This window comes from Kibdelosporangium aridum, assembly GCF_900176515.1.
Lineage (GTDB): Bacteria > Actinomycetota > Actinomycetes > Mycobacteriales > Pseudonocardiaceae > Kibdelosporangium > Kibdelosporangium aridum.
This window is the reverse complement of the sequence record NZ_FWXV01000012.1, coordinates 29,984-50,334: the sequence shown is the minus strand read 5'-3', so window position 1 is coordinate 50,334 and position 20,351 is coordinate 29,984. Positions and strand designations below refer to the sequence as shown.

General features: G+C 66.6%; 19 protein-coding genes. 11 read left to right on the top strand and 8 right to left on the bottom strand.

The features are described 5' to 3' along the window. Window positions 1-138: 138 nt before the first annotated feature. On the bottom strand, window positions 139-510 hold the full coding sequence (locus B9C43_RS45285; protein ID WP_033388012.1) for a winged helix-turn-helix transcriptional regulator: 372 nt from the start codon (window positions 508-510) through the stop codon (window positions 139-141). 111 nt (window positions 511-621) lie between these two features. On the opposite strand from B9C43_RS45285, the gene B9C43_RS45280 reads away from it, so the two are divergent. Further along, complete coding sequence (locus B9C43_RS45280) at window positions 622-1,017, top strand: nuclear transport factor 2 family protein (protein ID WP_084433541.1); 396 nt, start codon at window positions 622-624, stop codon at window positions 1,015-1,017. Window positions 1,018-1,020: 3 nt separating this feature from the next. Here the strand turns inward: B9C43_RS45280 and trpC are convergent, their stop codons facing one another. Then, entirely contained in the window at window positions 1,021-1,809 is a 789-nt protein-coding gene (gene trpC / locus B9C43_RS45275) for an indole-3-glycerol phosphate synthase TrpC (RefSeq protein WP_084433832.1), read from the bottom strand. Window positions 1,810-1,862: 53 nt separating this feature from the next. Here trpC and B9C43_RS45270 point away from each other — a divergent pair, with 53 nt between their 5' ends. Further along, complete coding sequence (locus B9C43_RS45270) at window positions 1,863-2,462, top strand: phosphoribosylanthranilate isomerase (RefSeq protein ID WP_084433540.1); 600 nt, start codon at window positions 1,863-1,865, stop codon at window positions 2,460-2,462. Here B9C43_RS45270 and B9C43_RS45265 read toward each other — a convergent pair. Then, window positions 2,459-3,112 carry a TetR/AcrR family transcriptional regulator gene (locus tag B9C43_RS45265; RefSeq protein WP_235039225.1) on the bottom strand — a complete coding sequence of 218 codons (654 nt, stop codon included), beginning with the start codon at window positions 3,110-3,112 and terminating at the stop codon, window positions 2,459-2,461. The genes B9C43_RS45270 and B9C43_RS45265 overlap by 4 nt on opposite strands. Before the next feature lie 158 nt (window positions 3,113-3,270). Between B9C43_RS45265 and B9C43_RS45260 the strand changes: the two genes are divergently transcribed. From B9C43_RS45260 to atzF, 5 genes are read left to right on the top strand one after another with little or no spacing between them, the layout of a single operon-like run. Continuing rightward, entirely contained in the window at window positions 3,271-4,773 is a 1,503-nt protein-coding gene (locus B9C43_RS45260) for an amino acid permease (protein WP_084433538.1), read from the top strand. Window positions 4,774-4,814: 41 nt separating this feature from the next. Beyond that, window positions 4,815-5,645, top strand: coding sequence for an urea amidolyase associated protein UAAP1 (locus B9C43_RS45255; RefSeq protein ID WP_084433537.1), 831 nt, complete (start codon window positions 4,815-4,817; stop codon window positions 5,643-5,645). Then, a complete protein-coding gene (locus tag B9C43_RS45250; RefSeq protein WP_033388016.1) occupies window positions 5,642-6,259 on the top strand; it encodes an urea amidolyase associated protein UAAP2 in 618 nt (205 codons plus the stop codon). Before B9C43_RS45255 ends, B9C43_RS45250 begins: the two co-directional genes overlap by 4 nt. After that, complete coding sequence (uca, locus tag B9C43_RS45245) at window positions 6,256-9,810, top strand: urea carboxylase (protein ID WP_084433536.1); 3,555 nt, start codon at window positions 6,256-6,258, stop codon at window positions 9,808-9,810. Before B9C43_RS45250 ends, uca begins: the two co-directional genes overlap by 4 nt. After that, window positions 9,807-11,468 carry an allophanate hydrolase gene (gene atzF / locus B9C43_RS45240; RefSeq protein WP_084433535.1) on the top strand — a complete coding sequence of 554 codons (1,662 nt, stop codon included), beginning with the start codon at window positions 9,807-9,809 and terminating at the stop codon, window positions 11,466-11,468. The genes uca and atzF overlap by 4 nt, the downstream gene beginning before the upstream one ends. A gap of 30 nt (window positions 11,469-11,498) precedes the next feature. On the opposite strand, the gene B9C43_RS45235 is transcribed toward atzF, so the two are convergent. Further along, window positions 11,499-11,870, bottom strand: coding sequence for a winged helix-turn-helix transcriptional regulator (locus tag B9C43_RS45235; RefSeq protein ID WP_084433534.1), 372 nt, complete (start codon window positions 11,868-11,870; stop codon window positions 11,499-11,501). A 138-nt stretch (window positions 11,871-12,008) separates the two neighbouring features. On the opposite strand from B9C43_RS45235, the gene B9C43_RS45230 reads away from it, so the two are divergent. After that, complete coding sequence (locus B9C43_RS45230) at window positions 12,009-12,416, top strand: RidA family protein (RefSeq protein WP_084433533.1); 408 nt, start codon at window positions 12,009-12,011, stop codon at window positions 12,414-12,416. 60 nt (window positions 12,417-12,476) lie between these two features. On the opposite strand, the gene B9C43_RS45225 is transcribed toward B9C43_RS45230, so the two are convergent. Further along, window positions 12,477-13,037, bottom strand: a complete 561-nt coding sequence (locus B9C43_RS45225) for a dihydrofolate reductase family protein (protein WP_084433532.1) — start codon at window positions 13,035-13,037, stop codon at window positions 12,477-12,479. Between the two features lie 164 nt (window positions 13,038-13,201). Between B9C43_RS45225 and B9C43_RS45220 the strand changes: the two genes are divergently transcribed. Then, complete coding sequence (locus tag B9C43_RS45220; RefSeq protein WP_051896668.1) at window positions 13,202-13,873, top strand: TetR/AcrR family transcriptional regulator; 672 nt, start codon at window positions 13,202-13,204, stop codon at window positions 13,871-13,873. A gap of 33 nt (window positions 13,874-13,906) precedes the next feature. Here the strand turns inward: B9C43_RS45220 and B9C43_RS45215 are convergent, their stop codons facing one another. Beyond that, entirely contained in the window at window positions 13,907-15,295 is a 1,389-nt protein-coding gene (locus B9C43_RS45215; protein ID WP_084433531.1) for an MFS transporter, read from the bottom strand. Window positions 15,296-15,450: 155 nt separating this feature from the next. On the opposite strand from B9C43_RS45215, the gene B9C43_RS45210 reads away from it, so the two are divergent. Beyond that, window positions 15,451-17,025 (top strand): C1 family peptidase, encoded by a 1,575-nt coding sequence (locus tag B9C43_RS45210; RefSeq protein ID WP_084433530.1) that lies wholly within the window; start codon window positions 15,451-15,453, stop codon window positions 17,023-17,025. Window positions 17,026-17,075: 50 nt separating this feature from the next. Here B9C43_RS45210 and B9C43_RS45205 read toward each other — a convergent pair whose 3' ends face one another. Beyond that, the gene (locus B9C43_RS45205; RefSeq protein ID WP_084433529.1) at window positions 17,076-17,597 is read right to left on the bottom strand and encodes an RICIN domain-containing protein; all 522 of its coding nucleotides are present in this window, start codon (window positions 17,595-17,597) and stop codon (window positions 17,076-17,078) included. Between the two features lie 417 nt (window positions 17,598-18,014). On the opposite strand from B9C43_RS45205, the gene B9C43_RS45195 reads away from it, so the two are divergent. Next, the gene (locus B9C43_RS45195; RefSeq protein WP_084433527.1) at window positions 18,015-18,953 is read left to right on the top strand and encodes a Dyp-type peroxidase; all 939 of its coding nucleotides are present in this window, start codon (window positions 18,015-18,017) and stop codon (window positions 18,951-18,953) included. Here B9C43_RS45195 and B9C43_RS45190 read toward each other — a convergent pair. Beyond that, window positions 18,950-20,272 carry a neutral zinc metallopeptidase gene (locus tag B9C43_RS45190; protein ID WP_084433526.1) on the bottom strand — a complete coding sequence of 441 codons (1,323 nt, stop codon included), beginning with the start codon at window positions 20,270-20,272 and terminating at the stop codon, window positions 18,950-18,952. The genes B9C43_RS45195 and B9C43_RS45190 overlap by 4 nt on opposite strands. Between the last annotated feature and the right edge of the window lie 79 nt (window positions 20,273-20,351).

Sequence of the window (20,351 nt, the reverse complement as noted above, 5' to 3'; positions counted from 1 at the left end):
CTAAAACGTGTTGTACAGTTTCGCTGAAGCGGCCTGGGGGTGCGCTTCAGTGGGGGTTCGGTTCGCTGCGTGTGATCCGGGCTAGAGGGAAGATTGGCCGGTACTGCCCCAGGTCAGGGGCAGTACCGGCACCGCGCGTCAGGCGCGTTGGCTGTCGTAGTGCTCGCGAGCGGCGAGAACTTCCGGGACGTGCAGCTCCGCCCAGTCGACCAGGGCCCGTAGGGGGTCGTAAAGGGTGCGGCCCAGTGGCGTGAGGCGATACTCGACGCGCGGCGGGACTTCGGCGTATGCCTGGCGTTCGACGAGGCCGTCCCGTTCGAGGTCGCGCAGCGTCTCGGTGAGGACCTTGCCGCTGATGCCGTCAAGTGCCGTGCGGATGTCGGTGAAGCGCAGCTGCTTGCCTGCGAGCACGGTCACGATCATCGCGGTCCACTTGTTCGCGATCCGCGCCAACGATTTCCGGGATGGGCAGGTGCGGGCCAGCACACTCCAGTCGACCGGTTGTGACATGGCGCACACACTTCCAATGGTTACGTTGAGGTAATTGGTTACTGATCCACACCATAGGCGGCGTCCAGTCATTGGATCAACACTCGCCGGACCAACATGGAGGAGCGCGCCATGAGCGTGGCAGCCGTCGCCCAGAAGTACTTCGACGCCCTGGAGGCCAAGCAGTTCGACGTCGTGGCGGGCATGTTCGCCGACGACATCGTCTGGCACCAGCCGGGCGCCAACCGGTTCTCCGGCACCCACCGCGGCGCCGGTGCCGTGAACGCCATGATCGGCGGGATGATGGAGATCAGCCGCGGCACGTTCGCCTTGTCGTTGCGGTCGGCGCCGATGGTGAACGGCGACCTGGTCGCCGCAGAGGTCCGTTTCGGTGGCGAGCGGGAAGGCGCGTCGATGGCGCAGGACGGCGTCGACGTGATGCGTGTGTCTGATGGCCAGATCGTCGAGGTGTGGCTGTACTCCGGGGACCAGAAGGCAGAGGACGCTTTCTGGGGTCCTGCGGCGTAGAGCTCAGCGGGTAGTGGCCTGGCGGATGAACTCGCCGACCGACGAGCGGGGATCGCCGGAGCGCACCAGCGCCTCCCCGACCAGCACGACGTCGGCGCCCCACTGGTGGTAGTCGGCGACGTCCGCCGGGCCGCTGACACCGGACTCCGCGACCCGGACCCTGCCTTCGGGGATCTGCGGGACCAGCCGCTTGAGCACGGTGCGATCCACGTTCAGCGTGGTCAGGTCACGGGCGTTGACGCCGATCAACTCGGCGCCAGCGTCCACGGCGCGGGAAAGTTCGTCCTCGGTGTGCGCCTCGACCAACGCGGTCAGCCCGATTTCGGTTGCCAGGCCCAGCAAATCCCGCAGTTGCCCGCCTGGCAGCGAGACCACCATGAGCAGCGCGAGATCCGCGCCCCAGACGCGTGCCTCCCACAACTGGTACGGCGTGACGATGAAGTCCTTGCGCAGCACGGGAATGTCCACGGCTTTGCGCACGGCAGCCAGGTCGGCCAGCGAGCCGCCGAAACGACGTTGCTCAGTCAGCACGCTGATCGCCGACGCGCCACCCAGTGCGTACTCGCTTGCCAGCCCGGCGGGATCGGTGATGTCGGCCAGCGCGCCTTTGCTCGGGCTTTTCCGTTTCACCTCGGCGATGATCGAGACGCCGGGTTCGCGGAACTTCGGCAACGGGTCCATTGTGGGCGGTATGTCCGCCGCGCGCGCCTGCAGTTCGCGGAGCGGGACTTCGCTTTGCCGCTGAGCCAAGTCTTCCAGCACGCCGTCAAGAATCCCGTCGAGAACGCTCACATCGATGCCTTCCTCGTGTCGCATGTTCATGCTAGGCCGTTATCCTCGTTGGCGTGTACGTGAAGGTGTGCGGTCTGCGGACCGAAGCGGACGTCGCCACGGCAGTCGAGGCGGGCGCGGACGCGGTCGGCTTCGTGTTCGCCGCGAGCCCACGGCAGATCGACATCCCCACTGCTCAGAAGCTCATCGCCGACGTCCCGCCGCACGTGCTCACGGTCGGCGTCTTCCTCGAACAACCGGCCGGCGAGGTCCGGCAGATCGCCACGGAAGCCGGAGTCGGCATGATCCAGCTGCACGGCGACTATCCACGTGAGACATTCGCCGAACTGGCTGGTTCTCGCCTCATGCGGGCGACGACATTGACGCCGGAAACCGACGTGACCGTTGGGGCGTACGGGGAAGAAATGCTGTTGCTGGACTCGCCGAAGGCAGGCTCCGGCGAACAGTGGGATCTCACCCGGCTCACCACGTCCCGCCCGGACGGCCCATGGCTGCTCGCCGGTGGTTTGACCCCGGGGAACGTCCGAGCCGCCATCGAAGCGGCGCGGCCGTGGGGCGTCGACGTGTCCAGCGGGGTGGAGTCCAGCCGAGGCGTGAAGGACCACGGCCTGATCCGCACGTTCGTCGCGGAGGCCAAGCGGGACCAGCGCTAAAGCGGAACCTCCAGCAAAGCCATCGCGGCGGACCGGAGCTGGGAATTCGGCGAATGAAAACCAGCGAGCCGCAAAACCCCGTCGGCCCCGTGATGAGCGTGAGCGTCGATATCCAGATCGGGCTCATCCCGCCGGACAACCGCGATGCTTTCCACCAAGCCGAAAGCGAGATCGGTCCGGGTAGCCGTCGGGGCCTCATCGGGAATCTGATCGATCAGCCCTCGATAAGCATCCTTCAACTCGGCCCGTTCCTGCCGGAAAGTAGCCAACCCGGGCGAAGCCACTTCTGGCAGCAAGTACAAGGCCCCCAGGTTGTACCTGGCAGCCCCGAGCAACTGGATATCCGAGTACGCCAAAGCCCAAAGCTTCGTGGCCGCGTCACCCTCAGCCCCCGGCAGCGTACGAGCAACCTGCAGCGAAGGCCGTACCGTCTCGGCCAGCAACGCGCACAGGATGTCTTCCTTCGCAGGGAAGTGGTAGTACAGCGTCGCCTGTCGTAGTCCCGCCCGTTCTGCGATCGACCGTGTCGTTGTCGCCGCGTAGCCCGTGGCCGTGAACAACTCCGCTGCTGCTTCCATGACGGCGCGTTTCGCGTCTTGGCTGCTTGCCATCGCTCCGCTGGCGCGTGGCCGTCCCACCCTGCTGGTCACCCCTAGATCCTGCCAGCTGCCATCACGTTACGGATTTCGGTAACACGACCGGCTTGCCGTTTACGCCCCGGCAACACGGGTGAGACCGCACTGTCGTCCCGTGGACCTAATTTCGGTCGACCGATCGAAATTGCTGACCTGCATGGACGGGAGCGGTGATGACCACTACGGCAAGTGAGCTCGCTGAGTTCGGCTACCGCCAGGAGTTACGGCGGACCCTCGGCGGCTTCTCGGCGTTCGCCGCGGGCTTCTCCTTCGTGTCCATCCTCACCACTGTCTTCCAGCTCTTCGGGTTCGGCTATTCGTTCGGTGGCACGCTCTTCTTCTGGACTTGGCCGGTGGTTCTGCTCGGCCAGCTGATGGTCGCGCTCACCTTCGCCGAACTGGCCTCCCGCTACCCGCTCGCCGGGTCGGTGTACCAATGGGCGAAACAACTCGCCAGCGGCTTCCGCGGCTGGTTGGCCGGTTGGACGATGCTGCTCGGGTGCGTTGTCGCGCTCGCGTCGGCAGCCATCGCGTTGCAGGTCGTGCTGCCATCGGTGTGGAGCGGGTTTCAGATCGTCGGTGGTGATCCGTCGATCACCTCGGCCACTGGCGCCACCAACGCGGCCTTGCTCGGCGCGCTCCTTCTTGTCTGCACGACTGTCGTCAACGCCATTGGTGTGCGCGTCATGGCTCGTATCAACGACATCGGGGTCGCGGCCGAACTGGTCGGTGTCGTGGTGTTGATCGGTGGGCTTGTCACGTTCGCGGTCAGAGGCCCGCAGGTTGTCCTGCAGGAGTCGTCCGGCGGTGGAGGAGCGTGGTTGGCTTCCGCGCTCGCTGCGGCGTACGTGCTCTACGGCTTCGACACTGCGGCTTCCGTGTCCGAGGAAACCAAGAACGCGCGCCGGGCGGCGCCGCGGGCAGTACTGCGGGCACTGGTGATCTCCGGTGTCGGCGCGCTGGCCGTGGTCCTGGTCGCGTTGATGGCCGCCCCAAGCCTGACCGACGGAAACTTGGCTGGCCGAGGTCTGCCGTATGTGATCACGTCGGTGTTCGGCGAGACCTTCGGCCGGATCTTCCTTGCTGACGTGGCCGTCGCTGTGGTCGTGTGCACGCTGACCATCCAGACCGGCACGATCCGGCTGTTCTACGCGATGGCTCGCGACAACGCGCTGCCGTTCTCCGCCAGGCTGTCCCGGGTCAATGAACGGACCGGCACTCCAATCGCGCCCGCAGTGGTCTCCGGTGCACTCGCGATCGCGCTGTTGTTGTTGAACCTCGGCAACTCGACGCTCTTCGCCACGATCGCCGCGACCTCTGTCGTCCTGGTGTACCTGGCCTATCTGCTGGTGACCACGCCGCTGCTGGGCAAACGTCTGCGCAAGCAGTTCCCCGCGCCGCAGCCTGGCTGGTTCTCGCTCGGCCGTTGGGCGCTGCCGGTCACGATCGCGGCCGTCGCGTACGGCGCGCTGATGATCGTGAACATCGCCTGGCCGCGTGGTGAGATCTACGACCTTGCAGGTACGGGATCCATCTGGATGCTGCTGTTCCCCATCGAGTTCGTCGTGGTCGCGGTGCTGGTCGGCTGGTTGTACTGGCGTAGCCGCGAAAGCGCTATTTCGGTCGATCGATCGAAATTTCTGACCTGCATAGACTCCAGCGTTCGGGAGCACTAGGGTCGCTTGGAGGTAGCCGTGAGTCCGGAAGGAGCCCTGCCTTGACCACCGCCACCACGTACGGCGCACGCGATCACGCGCGCGCCCAGGATGGCACCGTTGTCGAGACCATGCCGACGATCCCGGCGACGAACTGGCCGGACCCGCCTGAGGGCGTAGCGCCCGAAAAGCTTGTCTGGGCGGAAACTGTCGCAGGCGGCGGATACACCCACAAGGTCCTGGCGCGCGGCACGGAGCTGCGGCTGACCGACCTGCGCGGCGACGCCTGCGCTCACCTGCTGTTCTACAACGCCGACGCGCCTTGGGAGCGGTTGAATGTCGCGGACACCGTCAAGGTCCAGTGGAACGCTTACCTGGGCCGGTCAATGGCTTTGCTGTCCGACCAGGCCAGGGTGCTCGCCACGGTCGTGAGCGACGAGTCCGAGCGGCACGACGCGCTATGCGGCACGTCGACCATCGCGGGCAACACCGAGCGCTATGGCGACGGCAGCCCGCAAGGCGAGTCGCCTGCTGGCTTTGGATTGTTCACGTTGGCCGCCGCCAAGCACGGCCTTACCCCACGGGACATTCCGCCGAGCTTGTCGCTGTTCCAAGGTGTACGGGTGGAACACGACGGGACACTGGAGTTCGAAGGATCGGCCGGAGCGGGCTGCTCGGTGCTGATCCGGACCGAGATGCCGGTGATCGTGCTGATCGCCAACGTGCCGCATCCGTTGGACCCACGGCCTGACTACACCGTGACTCCGTTGCAGGTACTCGCTTGGCGAGCCGAACCGTCCACGCCGGAGAGTCCGGAGTGGAACGCCACGCCGGAAACGCGCCGCGCCTTCGAGAACACCGCCGACTACCTGAGCGCCAGGGGGATCGCGTGACGAACGCCGTGCTGGACATGGAGGTCGCCGCGCGGGCGCCGTTCTCCACCATCGTCCGAAAAGGACAGGTGCTGAGCATCATCGACCTCGGTGGCAACCAGGCCGTGGACTTCCTGGCCTACGACGCCGCGGACACGAGCAAGCGGTACAGCGCGGCAGCCACGATCGCTGCTCAGCGCAACATCTTCCTCACCACCGGAAGCGTGCTGCGCACGCAAGAAGGCGCGCCGCTGATGACGGTCGTCGCCGACACATGCGGCCGCCACGACACGCTTGGTGGCGCGTGCAGCAAGGAATCCAACACCCTGCGGTACGGCCAGCACACCCGTTTCCAGCACGCGTGTGTGGAGAACTTCCTCATCGAGGGCGCTCGTTGGGGGCTGGGCAAGCGCGACCTGGTCAGCAACGTCAACTGGTACATGAACGTGCCGGTCGAGAAGGACGGCACCCTCGGCATCGTCGACGGCATCTCCGCGCCAGGGCTGGAAGTCCAGTTGCGCGCGGAGACGGACACGCTGGTGCTGGTGTCGAACTGCCCGCAGATCAACAACCCGTGCAACGGGTTCGACCCGACCCCGGTGCGGATGATCGTCACCGAAGGCGGCACCGGGTGAAGCTGCTGATCGCCAATCGCGGCGAGATCGCCACCCGGATCATCCGAAGCGCCCACGAACTCGGCATTCCTTGCGTCGCCGTGTACTCCGACGCCGACCGCATGTCGCCCCACGTGCGGTCGGCTGACGAAGCCGTCCGCATCGGACCCGAAGCCGCCCGCGACAGCTATCTCAGGGCAGATGCCGTCATCCAGGCCGCGCTGGACACCGGCGCGGACGCGATCCACCCGGGGTACGGCTTCCTCTCCGAGGACACGAGCTTCGCCCAGAAAACCGAAGCGGCGGGTATCGCGTTCGTCGGGCCCACGCCGGAACACCTGGAAGTGTTCGGCAGCAAGCACACCGCGCGCGAGAAGGCGATCGCGGCCAGTGTTCCCTTGTTGCCTGGCACGGGGTTGCTCGCGACCGTGGACGAGGCGACGGCGGCGGCCGAGGAGATCGGCTACCCGGTGATGCTCAAGGCCACCGGCGGCGGTGGCGGGATCGGCATGCGCGCCTGCCACACTCCGGACGAACTGCGGGCCGCGTGGGATTCCGTGCAGAGCATCGCTGCGAAGAGCTTCGCGACGTCCGGCGTGTTCCTCGAACGGCTCGTGCAGCGGGCACGGCACGTCGAAGTGCAGATATTCGGTGACGGCGAAGGCCGCGTGCTCGCGCTGGGCACCCGCGACTGCACGTTGCAACGGCGCAACCAGAAGGTCGTCGAGGAGTGCCCCGCGCCCGGCCTCCCGGAGGCCGTGGTCAAGCGCTTGCTCGAATCGGCGGTCGCGCTCGGCGAGTCGGTGCGGTACCGGTCGGCAGGCACGGTCGAGTTCGTCTACGACCCTGTTCGCCAGGAGGAAGCGTTCCTGGAAGTGAACACCCGCCTGCAGGTCGAGCACCCGGTGACCGAGGCGGTGTACGGGATCGACCTCGTGGCGTGGATGCTCCGCTTGGCCAACGGCGACAAGGGAATGTTCGACGTCATCCCGGAACCGCGCGGTCACGCTGTCGAAGCGCGTGTCTACGCCGAAGATCCCAACGCGGGACATCGCCCCAGCGCGGGATTGCTGACGGGTGTGCGTTTTCCGGCCGATGCACGCGTGGATACGTGGGTGGAAGCGGGCTTGACCGTCACCACCCACTATGACCCGTTGCTGGCCAAGGTCATTGTCACAGGCGCGGACCGCGCAGACGCACTTGACCGGCTCGGCGATGCTCTCGCCGAAACCCGCATCGACGGCATTCGCACCAACCTTGGCCAGTTGCGCGCTGCCGTCCAGCATCCGGACGTTCGCGAGGCTCAGCACGACACGGCGACTTTGGACGGCGTGCCCGACGCGGACCCGCGTATCGAGGTCCTGCGCGGCGGCACGTCCACGACCGTGCAGGAATGGCCGGGCCGTATCGGCTATTGGCACGTCGGCGTTCCGCCGAGCGGGCCGATGGACGACTTGTCGTTCCGGCTCGGCAACATCGCGGTCGGTAACGACGAAGGCGTGGCCGGGCTTGAGTGCACTGTGGATGGTGCAGTGCTGCGCTTCAGCCATGAGACCGTGGTGTGTGTGACGGGTGCGCCCGCCGCGATCACAGTGGACGGAACCGATGTTCCTCAGTGGACGCCTGTGACCATTCTCGCCGGCGGGGAACTCGACATCGGCCCGAGCAGCCTGGGCCTGCGGACCTATGTCCTGGTGCGCGGCGGTCTGGACGTGGCCGCGTTCCTTGGCAGCAAAGCGACATTCACCCTGGGGAAGTTCGGCGGCCATGGTGGTCGCGCGCTGGCCACAGGGGACGTGCTCACGCCCGGTGCCGAACCGGAAACCCCGGTAGCGGGCGAAGTCCCGGCGGACCAACGACCGGTGTTCGGCCAGCACTGGGAGATAGGCGCGCTCGAAGGGCCGCACGCCGCGCCCGAATTCTTCACCTCCGAGGACATCGACCAGTTCTACGCGGCAACCTGGAACGTGCACTTCAACTCCGCGCGAACCGGTGTCCGGCTCGTCGGCCCCCGGCCTGCTTGGGCACGTGAGGACGGCGGCGAGGCAGGACTGCACCCGTCGAACATCCACGACACCCCGTACTCCGTCGGTGCCGTTGACTACACCGGCGACCTGCCGATCCTGCTCGGGCCGGACGGCCCCAGCCTCGGTGGGTTCGTCTGTCCGGCCACAGTGGTCACTGGCCAGCGGTGGAAGCTCGGGCAGTTGCGGCCCCGCGACACAGTCCGATTTGTACCCGTCGATACCGAACAAGCCACTGCGTTGCGCAGCAAGCCGGTGAGGGCACTCACTGCCGCAAGGCTTTCGGATGGTGGCGTACTGGACCGGCTTGACTCTACTGCGGACCGACCGGCTGTGACGTACCGGCGCAGCGGTGACGACAACGTGCTCGTCGAGTACGGGCCGATGAAGCTGGACCTGGCGCTGCGGATGCGGGTGCACGCGTTGGCCGAGCGGCTCGCGAAGGTCGACGTACCCGGCATTGTGGACATCACGCCGGGTATCCGGTCGCTGCAGGTGCACACCGACCCTGACCAGTTGTCGGTCAGCAAGGCGCTGGGCCTGGTCCGTGAACTGGAGCAGGAGCTGCCCGCGACCGGGGACCTGGTGGTGCCCAGCCGGTCGGTGCGGCTGCCGCTGTCCTGGGACGACCCGGCGACACGCGAGGCGATCGAGCGGTACATGGCAGGCGTCCGCTCGGACGCGCCGTGGTGTCCGTGGAACATCGAGTTCATCCGCCGGATCAACGGTTTGTCCAGTGTGGACGACGTGTACCGGACGGTGTTCGACGCCTCGTACTTGGTACTGGGTCTGGGCGACGTGTACCTGGGCGCCCCGGTCGCGACACCACTGGATCCGCGACACCGCCTGGTCACGACGAAGTACAATCCGGCGCGGACGTGGACAGCGGAGAACTCCGTCGGCATCGGTGGCGCCTATCTGTGCATCTACGGCATGGAAGGGCCGGGCGGGTACCAGTTCGTCGGCCGGACCGTGCAGGTGTGGAACGGCTGGCAGCAGCGTGGCTCGTTCGAACCGGGATCGCCGTGGCTGCTGCGGTTCTTCGACCGGATCTCCTGGTATCCCGTGTCGGCGGATGAATTGCTGGAGATGCGTGCGGCCAGTGCCGCCGGGCAGCTCGAGTTGGACATCACCGACGGCGAGTTCGCGTTGGCCGACTACGAGAGGTTCCTCGACGACAACGCGGAATCGATCGCCGAGTTCCGTGCCCGGCAGTCGGTCGCGTTCGAGGCCGAACGGCAGGCGTGGGCCGCGGCCGGCGAGTTCGACCCCAAGCCCGAACCAGAACCCGTGGTCGCGGCCACAACGAAGGTGTCGGCGCCGCCCGGCGGACGGGTCGTGGAGGCTCCGTTCGCGGCGACGGTGTGGCGGGTCGACGTTCAGTCAGGCGACCGTGTCGGCAAAGGACAACCATTGGTGGCGCTGGAGGCGATGAAGACGGAAACGCAGTTGTCCGCACCCGCACCAGGCGTGGTGGTGGAGCTCTTGGTGCAACCCGGCACACAGGTCGCGCCTGGGACCCCGGTTGCCGTGCTGGGGCCGGCATGAGCGCGGTCGAGCGGGTGCGGGCCGCGTACCGCAGGATCGCCGAGGTCGACCGGCCGGAAGTGTGGATCACGCTGCGCGACTGCGACGAGGTGCTCGCCGAGGCCGCCGAGGTACGTCCGGACCTGCCGCTTTCCGGACTGGTGTGTGCGATCAAGGACAACATCGATGTCGGGGGACTGCCGACCACTGCGGCGTGTCCTGCTTTCGCTTACACGCCAAGGAAAGACGCGACCGTCGTACAGAGGTTGCGCGACGCGGGCGCGATAGTCATCGGCAAGACGAACCTCGATCAGTTCGCGACCGGCCTGGTCGGCACGCGAAGCCCCTACGGCGCGGTGCGCAACGCCCACCGGCCTGACCGGATCTCCGGCGGGTCCAGTTCGGGCTCGGCTGTCGCGGTCGCGCTGGGGATCGTGGACTTCGCGCTCGGTACGGACACTGCCGGGTCTGGCCGGGTCCCGGCGGCGTTGCACGGCATCGTCGGTATCAAGCCAACGCTTGGTCTGGTGCCGAGTACCGGTGTCATCCCGGCAGCGCGTCCGTACGACTCCGTCAGCGTGTTCACAGTGGACCTCGCCCTTGCGCAGCGTGTGATGAAGGTGGTGGCAGGCCCGGATCACGCCGATCCGGGTAGCCGCGACTGGCCTGTCTCGGTCCGGCTCGCTGCCAGCCCTCAGCCTCCGGTGGCCGTACCGACACCGAACGGGTTGGCGCCGCTTTCCGCACAGGCCCGAGAGGCCTTCGACGCAGCGGTGGACACGCTGCGCGCGGCCGGTGCTCGCGTGTCCGAAGTGGACGTCAAGGTGCTGCTTGACGCGGCCAAGCTCCTCTACGACGGTGCACTGGTCGCTGAGCGGTACGCGGCCGTCGGTGAGTTCCTCGAAGAGCATCACGACGAAGCCGATCCGACCGTGGCCGGCATCATTCTGGCTGCCGGGAAGCTGCCCGCTCACCAGCTCGCGACGGACCAGGCGCGGCTCGCGGAGGCTCGAAACGCGGCTTCCGTTGTGCTGACAGGGTTCGACGCGCTCCTGCTGCCCACGACAGTCGGGCATCCAACGCTGGCCGAGGTCGCGGCTGACCCTGTCGGCGTGAACAGCAGGCTCGGCACGTACACGAACTTCGTGAACCTCCTGGACATGGCCGCGGTCGCGGTTCCGGCGGGGCAAGCCGACGGCAGTCCGTTCGGAGTCAGCGTGATCACCCGCGCCTTCGATGACCAAGTAGCGCTCGACATCGCCGCGTTGCTCACCGGGGAAACCGCGCCCGATCCGTTCGCTCCTTCGGTTGGGCTCGCGGTGTTCGGCGCGCACCTACGCGGACAGCCCTTGAACCACCAGTTGACCGCGCTGGGCGCGCGGTTCGATGGCGAGATCACGACCGCGCCGGAATACCGGATGGTCGCGTTGCCAACCGATCCAGCCAAACCCGGTGTGGTCCGGTCGGACGAAGGCGCGTCCTTGCGCGGCGAACGCTGGCTGCTGTCCAGTGCCGCGTTGGGTACGTTCCTCGCGGGGCTTCCCGCCCCGATGTCGCTCGGCCGGATCAGACTGGACACCGGTGAGGAAGTCCTTGGCTTCCAGTGCGATCCGGTGTCCGCGGCGGCGGGCAAGGACATTACGGGCTACGGCAGCTGGCCTGCCTGGCTGGCCGAATGAAATATCGGGCCGGTCGCATCAGCGCAACCGTCAGGCGTCGAAGCGGTGGCGGGCGGCCTCGATGCGGCCGAAGTACCGGTGGGTCCAGTCACACATTCCATCGACGGTTGCGCGTAGGCCCTGGCCCGGCTCAGTGAGGGTGTACTCGACACGCGGCGGGACGGTGGCGTGTGCGCTGCGCTCGACCAAGCCATTGCGCTCCAGCATGCGCAGGTTCTGGGTGAGCATCTTGTGGCTGATGCCCTCGATCTCCTTCCGCAGTTCGCTGAATCGCAGGGTGCGTTCACCGAGAGTCTCGATGATCAGCAACGCCCACTTGTTGGCGACGTCGGAGAAGATCTCTCGCGCCAACGAGTCCGCGCGCCTGAGGTCTGCGTCCTCGGATCGGCCCTTGGTCACCATTAGGTTCCCCAGTCACTAAAAAGTGCGTTCTTCCATGTCAGCGGCCACTCTCTTACAGTTCCTCAGTAACCACAAGAGACCACGAGGGTCTGGCGTGACGAGCACGGGCCCCCGATGCCCGGACAAGGAGCGGACGGCATGGCCATCACCCTGGTGAACCCCAGCGGATTGCCCGAGATCGATGTCTACCGGCAGGTGTCGATCGCAACTGGGTCAAAGCTGGTCTTCATCGCCGGTCAGGTCGCCTGGGACGCCGAGGGGATCACGGTCGGCGAGGGCGACCTCGCCGCGCAGGTCGAGCAGTGCTACCTCAACATCGGCACCGCACTGGCCGAAGTCGGCGGTTCCTTCGACGACGTCGCGAAACTGACCGCCTACGTTGTCGACTGGACTCCTGACAAGATGCCCCTGCTGCTGGAGGGGATGTCGCGGGCGGCCGCGAAGCTGGGAATCACCCCGGTCCCGCCGGCCACACTGCTGGGTGTCGCGGCACTCGACGTACCCGACCACCTGGTCGAGATCGAAGCCACCGCGGTCCTCGACTGAACTGGTGACGTCGCCGCCGGCCGAGCCGGTGGGTGGCGTCGTCGATCTGCAGCAGGAGCACTAGAGGCTGTCACCGACGCGGTAGTCGAGCAGCACCAGGTTCTCGTCGATCACGGTGGTGCCGACGAGAGTCAGTTCGACCGCCGGAAGCTCGCTGAACAGCGGGCCTTCGCCTTTTATGCCGTGCACCATCGGAAAGACCATCACCCGCAGGCGATCGACCAGATGGTGCTTGAACAGGCTGCGCACGAGCGATGGGCTGCCGATGGTGCGCATGGGCGCCCCGTCGGGTTCGGCCTTCAAAGCGGGCACGGCCGTCTCGATCGGCGAGTCGACGATCGTGGTGTTCGCCCAAGTCAGCGGCGGTGTGAGGGTCTTGGAGAAGACAATCTTCGGCAGTTCGGCCATCCGAGGGAACGTCGGGTCGTCGCCGGTCGCGACGATGTCGGACATAAGGCGGTACGACGTCGCGCCCATGACCATCACGTGGTCCTCGGCGAGCTGTGCGTGCATCCACTCGTACAAGCCTGGCCCGCCGTAGCCCCAGTACGGTGCCGACCGTGGCCCGCCGGAACCGAACCCGTCGACCGTGCTGAACATGTCCACCTGCAGTTCGCGCATGACAACCTCCTTCTAATCATGGACTCCTGCATAGGCTGACGGCCGAGGCACCGCTAACTCATCGATACCGCGTCCAGGCCGCGGTTGTCGCCTATGAAGCAGGCTTGATCCCGCCGGGAAGTTGACAACGTATACTTGGCCGCAGTCGCCCGCGAAGGAGGACCATGCCGGGGGAGGTGGCTGCGAGCAAGCGGCCAAGTCTGAGCCTGCCGCTGATCGTGTCCACCGCCATCGGGCTCGCCGACGAAGGCGGCTTGGACGCGGTCACGATGCGCGGTGTCGGTGAGCGGCTGCACGCCACTGGAATGGCTCTGTACCGGCACGTGGCGAACCGGGACGCGTTGGTGGAGTTGATGGTCGACGCCGTCGCCGCGGAGTACGCGTATCCCGAACCGAGGCCGATCGGCTGGCGTGCGGCACTGGAAGCGGTGGCACGGCAGGATTGGCGCTCGTACTTCGCGCACCCGTGGGTGCTTCATGCGACGGCGTCGTCCAGGCCGCCGATGGGTCCGAACACGTTGGCGTCAATGGAATGGGCGCTGGCGTCGTTCGACAACCTCGGCCTGTCCGGCCGTGAGCAACTCTTCCTGCTTGGAACCGTTGTCTCGTATGGGCAAGGCCTTGCGATGACGTGGATCCACGAGCGTTCGGACGATACGAACGAGTGGTGGGAGAGCCGGGTCGCCGACGCGGGCGCGGACCGTTACCCGAGACTCGCGGCAGTCACCGCCGCGGTCGGAGCGGACAGCCGAACCGGCACGTTCATCGACGAGGAGTTCGAGTTCGGCCTGCACCGAGTACTCGACGGCGTCGAGGCTTACCTCTCCGCGCGCTGACCGCAGACCCGCCACCGATTCATCCGTACCCGATCACTGGTTATCGCGGGTGATCGGGTCCGTGCGGCGGGCGATGAACGCGCCGAGTACGGCGATGGCGGCCAGGCCGAACATCAGGAACTGGGCCGAGCGTGACATCGACGGAGAACCTAGGTTGACCAACAGGCCGCCGAGTGCTGAGCCGAACGACAGGCCGATGAGCTCGACGGTGTTGATGCCCGCGGAAGCCTTGCCTGCCTCAACGGGATCCGTCGTGCTGCCCATGACCGCGACGAGCTGGTGCGGGAACGCGATGCCAACGCCCGCACCGGCCACCGCGAGTGCGACGAACCAGATCGCGACCTGTCCCGGCCCGGCACCGTCCACTTGGAACAGGCCCGTCACCGTGAGTCCTACGGCCAGAATGGCTGGGCCTGCGATCCGCATCCGCCGTAGCGTCTTGGGGCGGGTGGCGCCCGCGCTGAACAGCATGGTGACCGACCAGCCAACCGAGACGGCGGCACCGAGGAAGCCCGCGACCAACGGCTGCAGTCCGGCCAGCCGCTGACCGAACAGCGGAGCGAACGCCTCGGACACCGTCCCCATCGCCAGGATGCCGATGGACAGGTACATCCACTTCAACGGTGACCGTGCACTGTATGTGGAGGCAGGCAGGACGCGTACGGCACTGCGCCGCTCTCGCCGGATGAACCAGGCGATCACGACCAACGCGGCCACGATCGTCATCGTGATCATGGCGATGTCGGTGAGCACGCCGGCAACGCTGATCAAGGCGGCGGCCAGGGCGAACACAGTGAGCGATACGACCGGAATTCGCTCGTTGACGGCCACTTGAGCGGAACGCGGCAGCGCACGAGGGACGACGACGGCAATCACCACGCCCAGCACGGTCAACAGCCAGAACGCCAGGCGCCATGCGCCGAACTGCGCGAACGCCCCGCCGATGGCGGGCCCGGCCACCGTGCCGACTCCCCACATCGCCGAGACCAACGCAGTTGCCCTGGCCCACAGTCGCTCGGGGTACGCGGTCTGGATGACGGCGTAGCCCAACCCTGCCAGCAGCCCGCCACCAATGCCCTGGATGGCGCGGCCGATCAGCATGACCTCCATCGTCGGGCTGAGCGCGGCCACGACCGTGCCGAGCAGGAACGGCGCCAGCGCGATCAGATAGGCCATCGCCGGTCCTCGTCCGGCCACCAAGCGGCTGACCAGCATCGACGAGATCACCGACGCGATCGTGAACACCGTCGCGCTCCACGCGTACAGCCGCTCGCCGCCAATCTCGCTGATCGCCGTCGGCAGCAGGCTGATGGTGAGGAACAGGTTGATCGCGTGCAGGGCGACCCCGCCCGCCAGCACCACGGATGTGGCGAACAGGCTGGCCGAAGAGGAAGCCACGGGAGCTGCCGGCGTCTTCGTCATGTCCGGAAGGTAAGACCGCGACCCGACTCGAGGTCAACGGTGACGTCGGCCACCCCTGTCCCGGGAGACATCCCGGATCACCTAGGGCCCTGCCCTCTGTCGGCCGGGACGATCCCGCGCCAGGCTGGGGAAAACCTTTGACCGGCAGGAGGATCGTGGCTGTCAATCGAAGAAACGCGCTCCGGTTGGGTGTGGTGGCAGGTGCGGCGGCAACGGGTCTGGTGAATTCCGGTGCGGCCGCGGTGGCGCAGCGGCATGTGCTCCTCGATGCGGCCGAGCACAAGCTGGCCGTCGATCGGGCGAACACGGCCGCAGAGCTGAACAACCTGGTCCAGGTCCCTGAATTGGCGACGCCGGACACGCACACCCTCGCGCACAACCAGACCAGCTTCAAAAACCAGGGTGGGCGCGGCACGTGCTACGCCTTCGCGGCCTGTGCGGCGGTCGAGGCGGCGTACAAGCGCAAGTACGGCCTCGAACTCGACCTGTCGGAACAGTTCGCGTTCCACGTCAACAAGGCAGGCGAGCTCTACCCCGACTACATGACCACTCCAGTGCGGCACGAGAACAACAGCTCCTACTGGGGTGACCAAGGCAGCTGCGACCTGATCGACAAGCTCGCCAGGGCAGCGATCCCGACCGAGTCGTGGGCGCCGTACCTCGACAGCGGGCCGATGGAGAGCCTAAGGCTCGCCAACCCCGCGTGCGGCGCACTCACATGGGAGGCAACACAAGAAGAAGTAGATGCCTTCGAGTTCCTTGAGGGCCACGTGCCGCTCCGCTCGCGGCACAACGCCAAGTACCGGGTCACGAAGTTCGCCGCGTTGCCAGGCAATCCGACGCCGAGTCAGATCGAGGCGGTGATCGCCAGCGGGTACGAGGTCGTGGCCGACATACCCCGGCACTGCATCCTGGTCGTCGGCTACGACCGGACCAAGCGGGTGTACTACGTCAAGAACTCGTGGGGCGAAGGGCGCCTGATCGAGGTTTCCTACGACTCCACCGACTGGCGGCTGCTGTCCGGCCGATACGTGATCGACGTCGAAAACCCCAACGCCGCACCGCAAATGGACGCGTTCTGGGTGGGCCGCTGGCTGATGGACCACGACGGCTGGCGCGGCGAGCTCGTGATCCGCCGCACCACCGACTACCGCTCAGGGCAAGGCCAGCCGACGAAACTCGGGAACTACTACCGCGACGGCCAGCGCTACGACGTCAACGGTGTCACCGCGCAGAACGGCCAGGCACTGAACTTCTGGATCGCCGACACCACCGCGCGCGTTCAACCCGGTGCCAAGCGCGGTCAGGAATTCTGGGCCTACGCCTACGGAGGCGACCCCAGCCAGGCGGCGGGCTTGACCACGTGGAGCGGAATTCCCTTCGGTGTCAGCCTTTCCCGCTCCGCGCTGCCCGGACGGCCGACGCAAGGCTTCACGGCCAACGACTGGATCGGTACCTGGGCGATGAACCACGACGGCTGGCCCGGGACATTGCGCATCACGTCCGTGCAACCGTTCGTGGCCACGTACACCCGGCCGAGCGGCGAGAACCTCCAGGTCAGCGGAGGCGTGGACGGCGCCCACTCGCACGTGCTGCGCGTGCGGATCAGGTTCTCCGGGGACAACCTCCAGCCGTTCCAGCTGCACGCCCACACCTTCGGCAAGGACGTCTTCTCGGGAACGACCCAATGGGCGGGCCTGACCTTCGGAGCCAAGGGCCGCCGCGTCTGACGAGTCATACCTGGTCGGCTGAGCCCGCGGGCTCAGCCGACACCGGTGGTTCAGTCGAAGTACCAGTACTGGTCGCGGTAGCTGCCGCACGTGGTGAGCCGTGCGGGTGTCTCGGCGACGTTGCTTTGCAGCAGCAGGCACGAGTTGGTGCCGCGCACCCGCAGCCGGAACTGTGTCGAGGTCACGTAGTCGTGCACCCACTGCCCGGTGGAGTCCACCGCCGAGCACCGGTTCACCATCACGTTGTTCGAGTCCGGGTTCTTCATCATGCAGCGGGCAGGCGAGCCGACTTGGTTCTGGTAGTTCCACCAAGCAGGATTCTCGCTGCGCAGCACGGGTGCCCAGCGCTGGTCGGCGAATGTCCCGCAGGAAACGCCGCGGACGGTCCAGTCCGTGCCATTCCTGGCGACCAGGCAACGCGCCGGATGCGAGACGTTCCGCAGCCGGTGATAAGCGACTTGGACGCCCACATCGGTATTCAAATTTGCGGACGCCGGTACCGCGACGATGGTGATCGCGCTCAACAGCGCGAAGGCGATCACGGATAACCGAAACGCCAGTCGTCCGATCATGGTTCCTCCCTTTCGAAACGGCGTTCTACGGGTAATACGGGTTGTTCTTGGTGTCCGAGCGGGAATTGCCGAAGGCCAAGGTGTTGCGTGCTGCTGCACCAGTGCACGGTGAAACGGTTCGCGTCGATCCAGTCAATCCGGCCGGCCAGTTGGGCACCGTAGCCGTCCTGTGCGATGTCGAACCCGAGCGCGATCACGGACCTTCTTGGACGACTTTTCACTCACGACCGCTCAATCTTTTTCGTGGTTGTTCCCGGTTGGTGAGGCGAGCGGCTTCAACGTAGGGCGCCGGTTTTTGTTCAGCGACGGCCGAACGTGCTTGACAAACAAACCTGGCCACTGGTGGCGAGATATCGCCGTCACGGCCGGTAGCCGCCGAAGACATGCGAGCCGGGGCTGAACGGTTAAGTTGATCGCATGAACGATGGTCGTCCGCAGCTCGAGGCCGAGGTGCAGAACGTGTTCGGGTCCCTGACTCACGCGGCGGTCTTTCTGATCGTCACCGTCAACGTGGGCGGCGAGGACAAGGCCAGGGAGCTGCTGGCGAATGTGACCGGGCTGGAGCGGACCGTGGGCTCGCGGTCACTGGGCGGGGCGTTGTCCTGTGTGGCGGGTGTCTCCGCGTCGGCGTGGGACCGGCTGTACGGCGCTCCGCGGCCTGCCGAGCTGCGCGACCTGCCGGTGTTCGCGGGGGAGAAGCATCAGAGCGTCACAACGGACGGTGACCTGATGTTCCACATCCGGGCCGAGCGGATGGACCTGTGCTTCGAGCTCGCGACGCTGATCATGGACGAGCTCGCTGGTGCGGTGACCGTCGTTGACGAGGTGCAGGGCTTCCGGTACTTCGACGGCCGTGACGTGCTCGGATTTGTCGACGGGACCGAGAACCCGGTCGGGGCCGAGGCGTACGCGGCGACCCTGGTCGATGACGACGAGGGCTTCAACGGCGGCAGCTACGTCATCGTCCAGAAGTACCTGCACGACATGGCAGGCTGGAACGCGCTGGCCACAGAGGCGCAGGAGCACGCGATCGGCAGGCGCAAGCTGTCCAATGTGGAGCTCGCCGAAGGTGTCCAGCCGGACAACTCCCACGTGGCGCTGACCCAGGTCACCGACACCGAGGGGAACGAACTGAAGATCCTGCGGGACAACATGCCGTTCGGCCGTCCCGGCTACGGCGAGTTCGGCACGTACTTCATCGGCTACGCGAAGTCGCCGAGCGTGGTCGAACGCATGCTGGAGAACATGTTCGTCGGCTCACCGCCCGGCAACTACGACCGGATCCTCGACTACTCGACGCCGGTCACCGGCGTGCTGTTCTACGTCCCGACGGTCGACTTCCTCGAACGGGACTAGCGGTACTTCGCCAAGCAGGTGTCCGCGCTGCGCAGGAAGCCGTCGCGGAACGCCTCGACGCGATCGAAACCGGAAGATGCGCTGGCGCCCTTGACATCGGCGGCGATGAGGCTCTTCGGCGCGAGCATCTCGGCGACGGCCTCGTCCAGGTCGCCGGGCGACAGTTCAAGCGCCGCGCCCGAACCGCTGACGATGGTGGCGGCCCAGGTTCCGGTCAGGCACGCAGTCCGTTGTGCGGCAGCCGGTCCCTCGATCGTGAGCCCGGCCGACTGCTGCACGGACAGCACGTAGCGCGAGGCGATCTCGGCGAAGGCCGCGAAGTCGCCGATTCCGCCGCCCTCGCGCCCGCGCCGCGGCGGAGTGCCGATCTTGACCAGATCCTGCATGCTCAACGAGATCACGTTCGTGCTGGGGCAATATGCCACCGGAGAGGTCAGCGGCGCGTCCGCGCATCGGGCCCTTGCCCGGGTCACCGTCGGCTGTGACCGCGGGAACGCCGCGCGCAAGGTCCTGATCAGCTGTTCCTGCGCCTGTGCGTCGTCGACGCGGATGTTGCCCTTGCCCAGCCCGACATCCCTCTCGTCCGGGCCGAACTTCTGCTGGGTGCTGCGCCGGCTGATCTCGGCGATGTCGATCCGGGCGCAGCGCGCGGGTCCTTCGCTGAACCCGAACTGGAACGCGGTGACCCGGTCGAAGGCGCTGCCGTGTGCGCCTTGGGCGTCGAAGTCACTGCCGACGGCGTCCCGGATGAAGAACAAAGTGGACAGAATCGGGTTGAGCCCTTGCCCGGCGTCCAGTTTGAAGGTGCGCGACTTGCCGTCGGTGGTCCACCGGAAGTACGCGCCGGTATAGCAGTCCGCCTGCTGCTCCCGGACAATGGTCGGGGTCCCGGGCCGGTCGCCGAGCCGCAGTTGCACGGCATGGCCGATTTCGTGCGCCAGTACGGCGACTACCGAAGCCTCGCCGAAGGACTCGCTCAGCATCGGCAACAATTCGCCGCGGTCCCAAGCGATCGAGTCGTCGGCCGGACAGTAGAACGCGTTCGGCACACCGGCGGTCTTGGCGCCGCAGAACTCCTGGCTCGCCCCGGTTGAGTCGTAGGAAACCAGCCGCCGGACCGGTGTGAACTCCCCGTTGAAGGTGCTGGGAAACGTTTCCTGCCAGAACGCCTGGACATCGGTGACGGCGTCGGCTGCCAGTTTGTCGATCGCACCACCGTCTCCGCCGGACACCGGCAGATCGACCGTCGGGGCGGCAGGCTGCCCAGCGCACGCGACGACTGTGGCGACCGCTGCGATCGCGGTGATGATCCGCAACATGGCGGCCTCCCAGCGGGTTCACGACCCCGGCTGGGATCGGCTCAGCCACCACACGGATCCGGTCCCGGCCCGGTTGAGT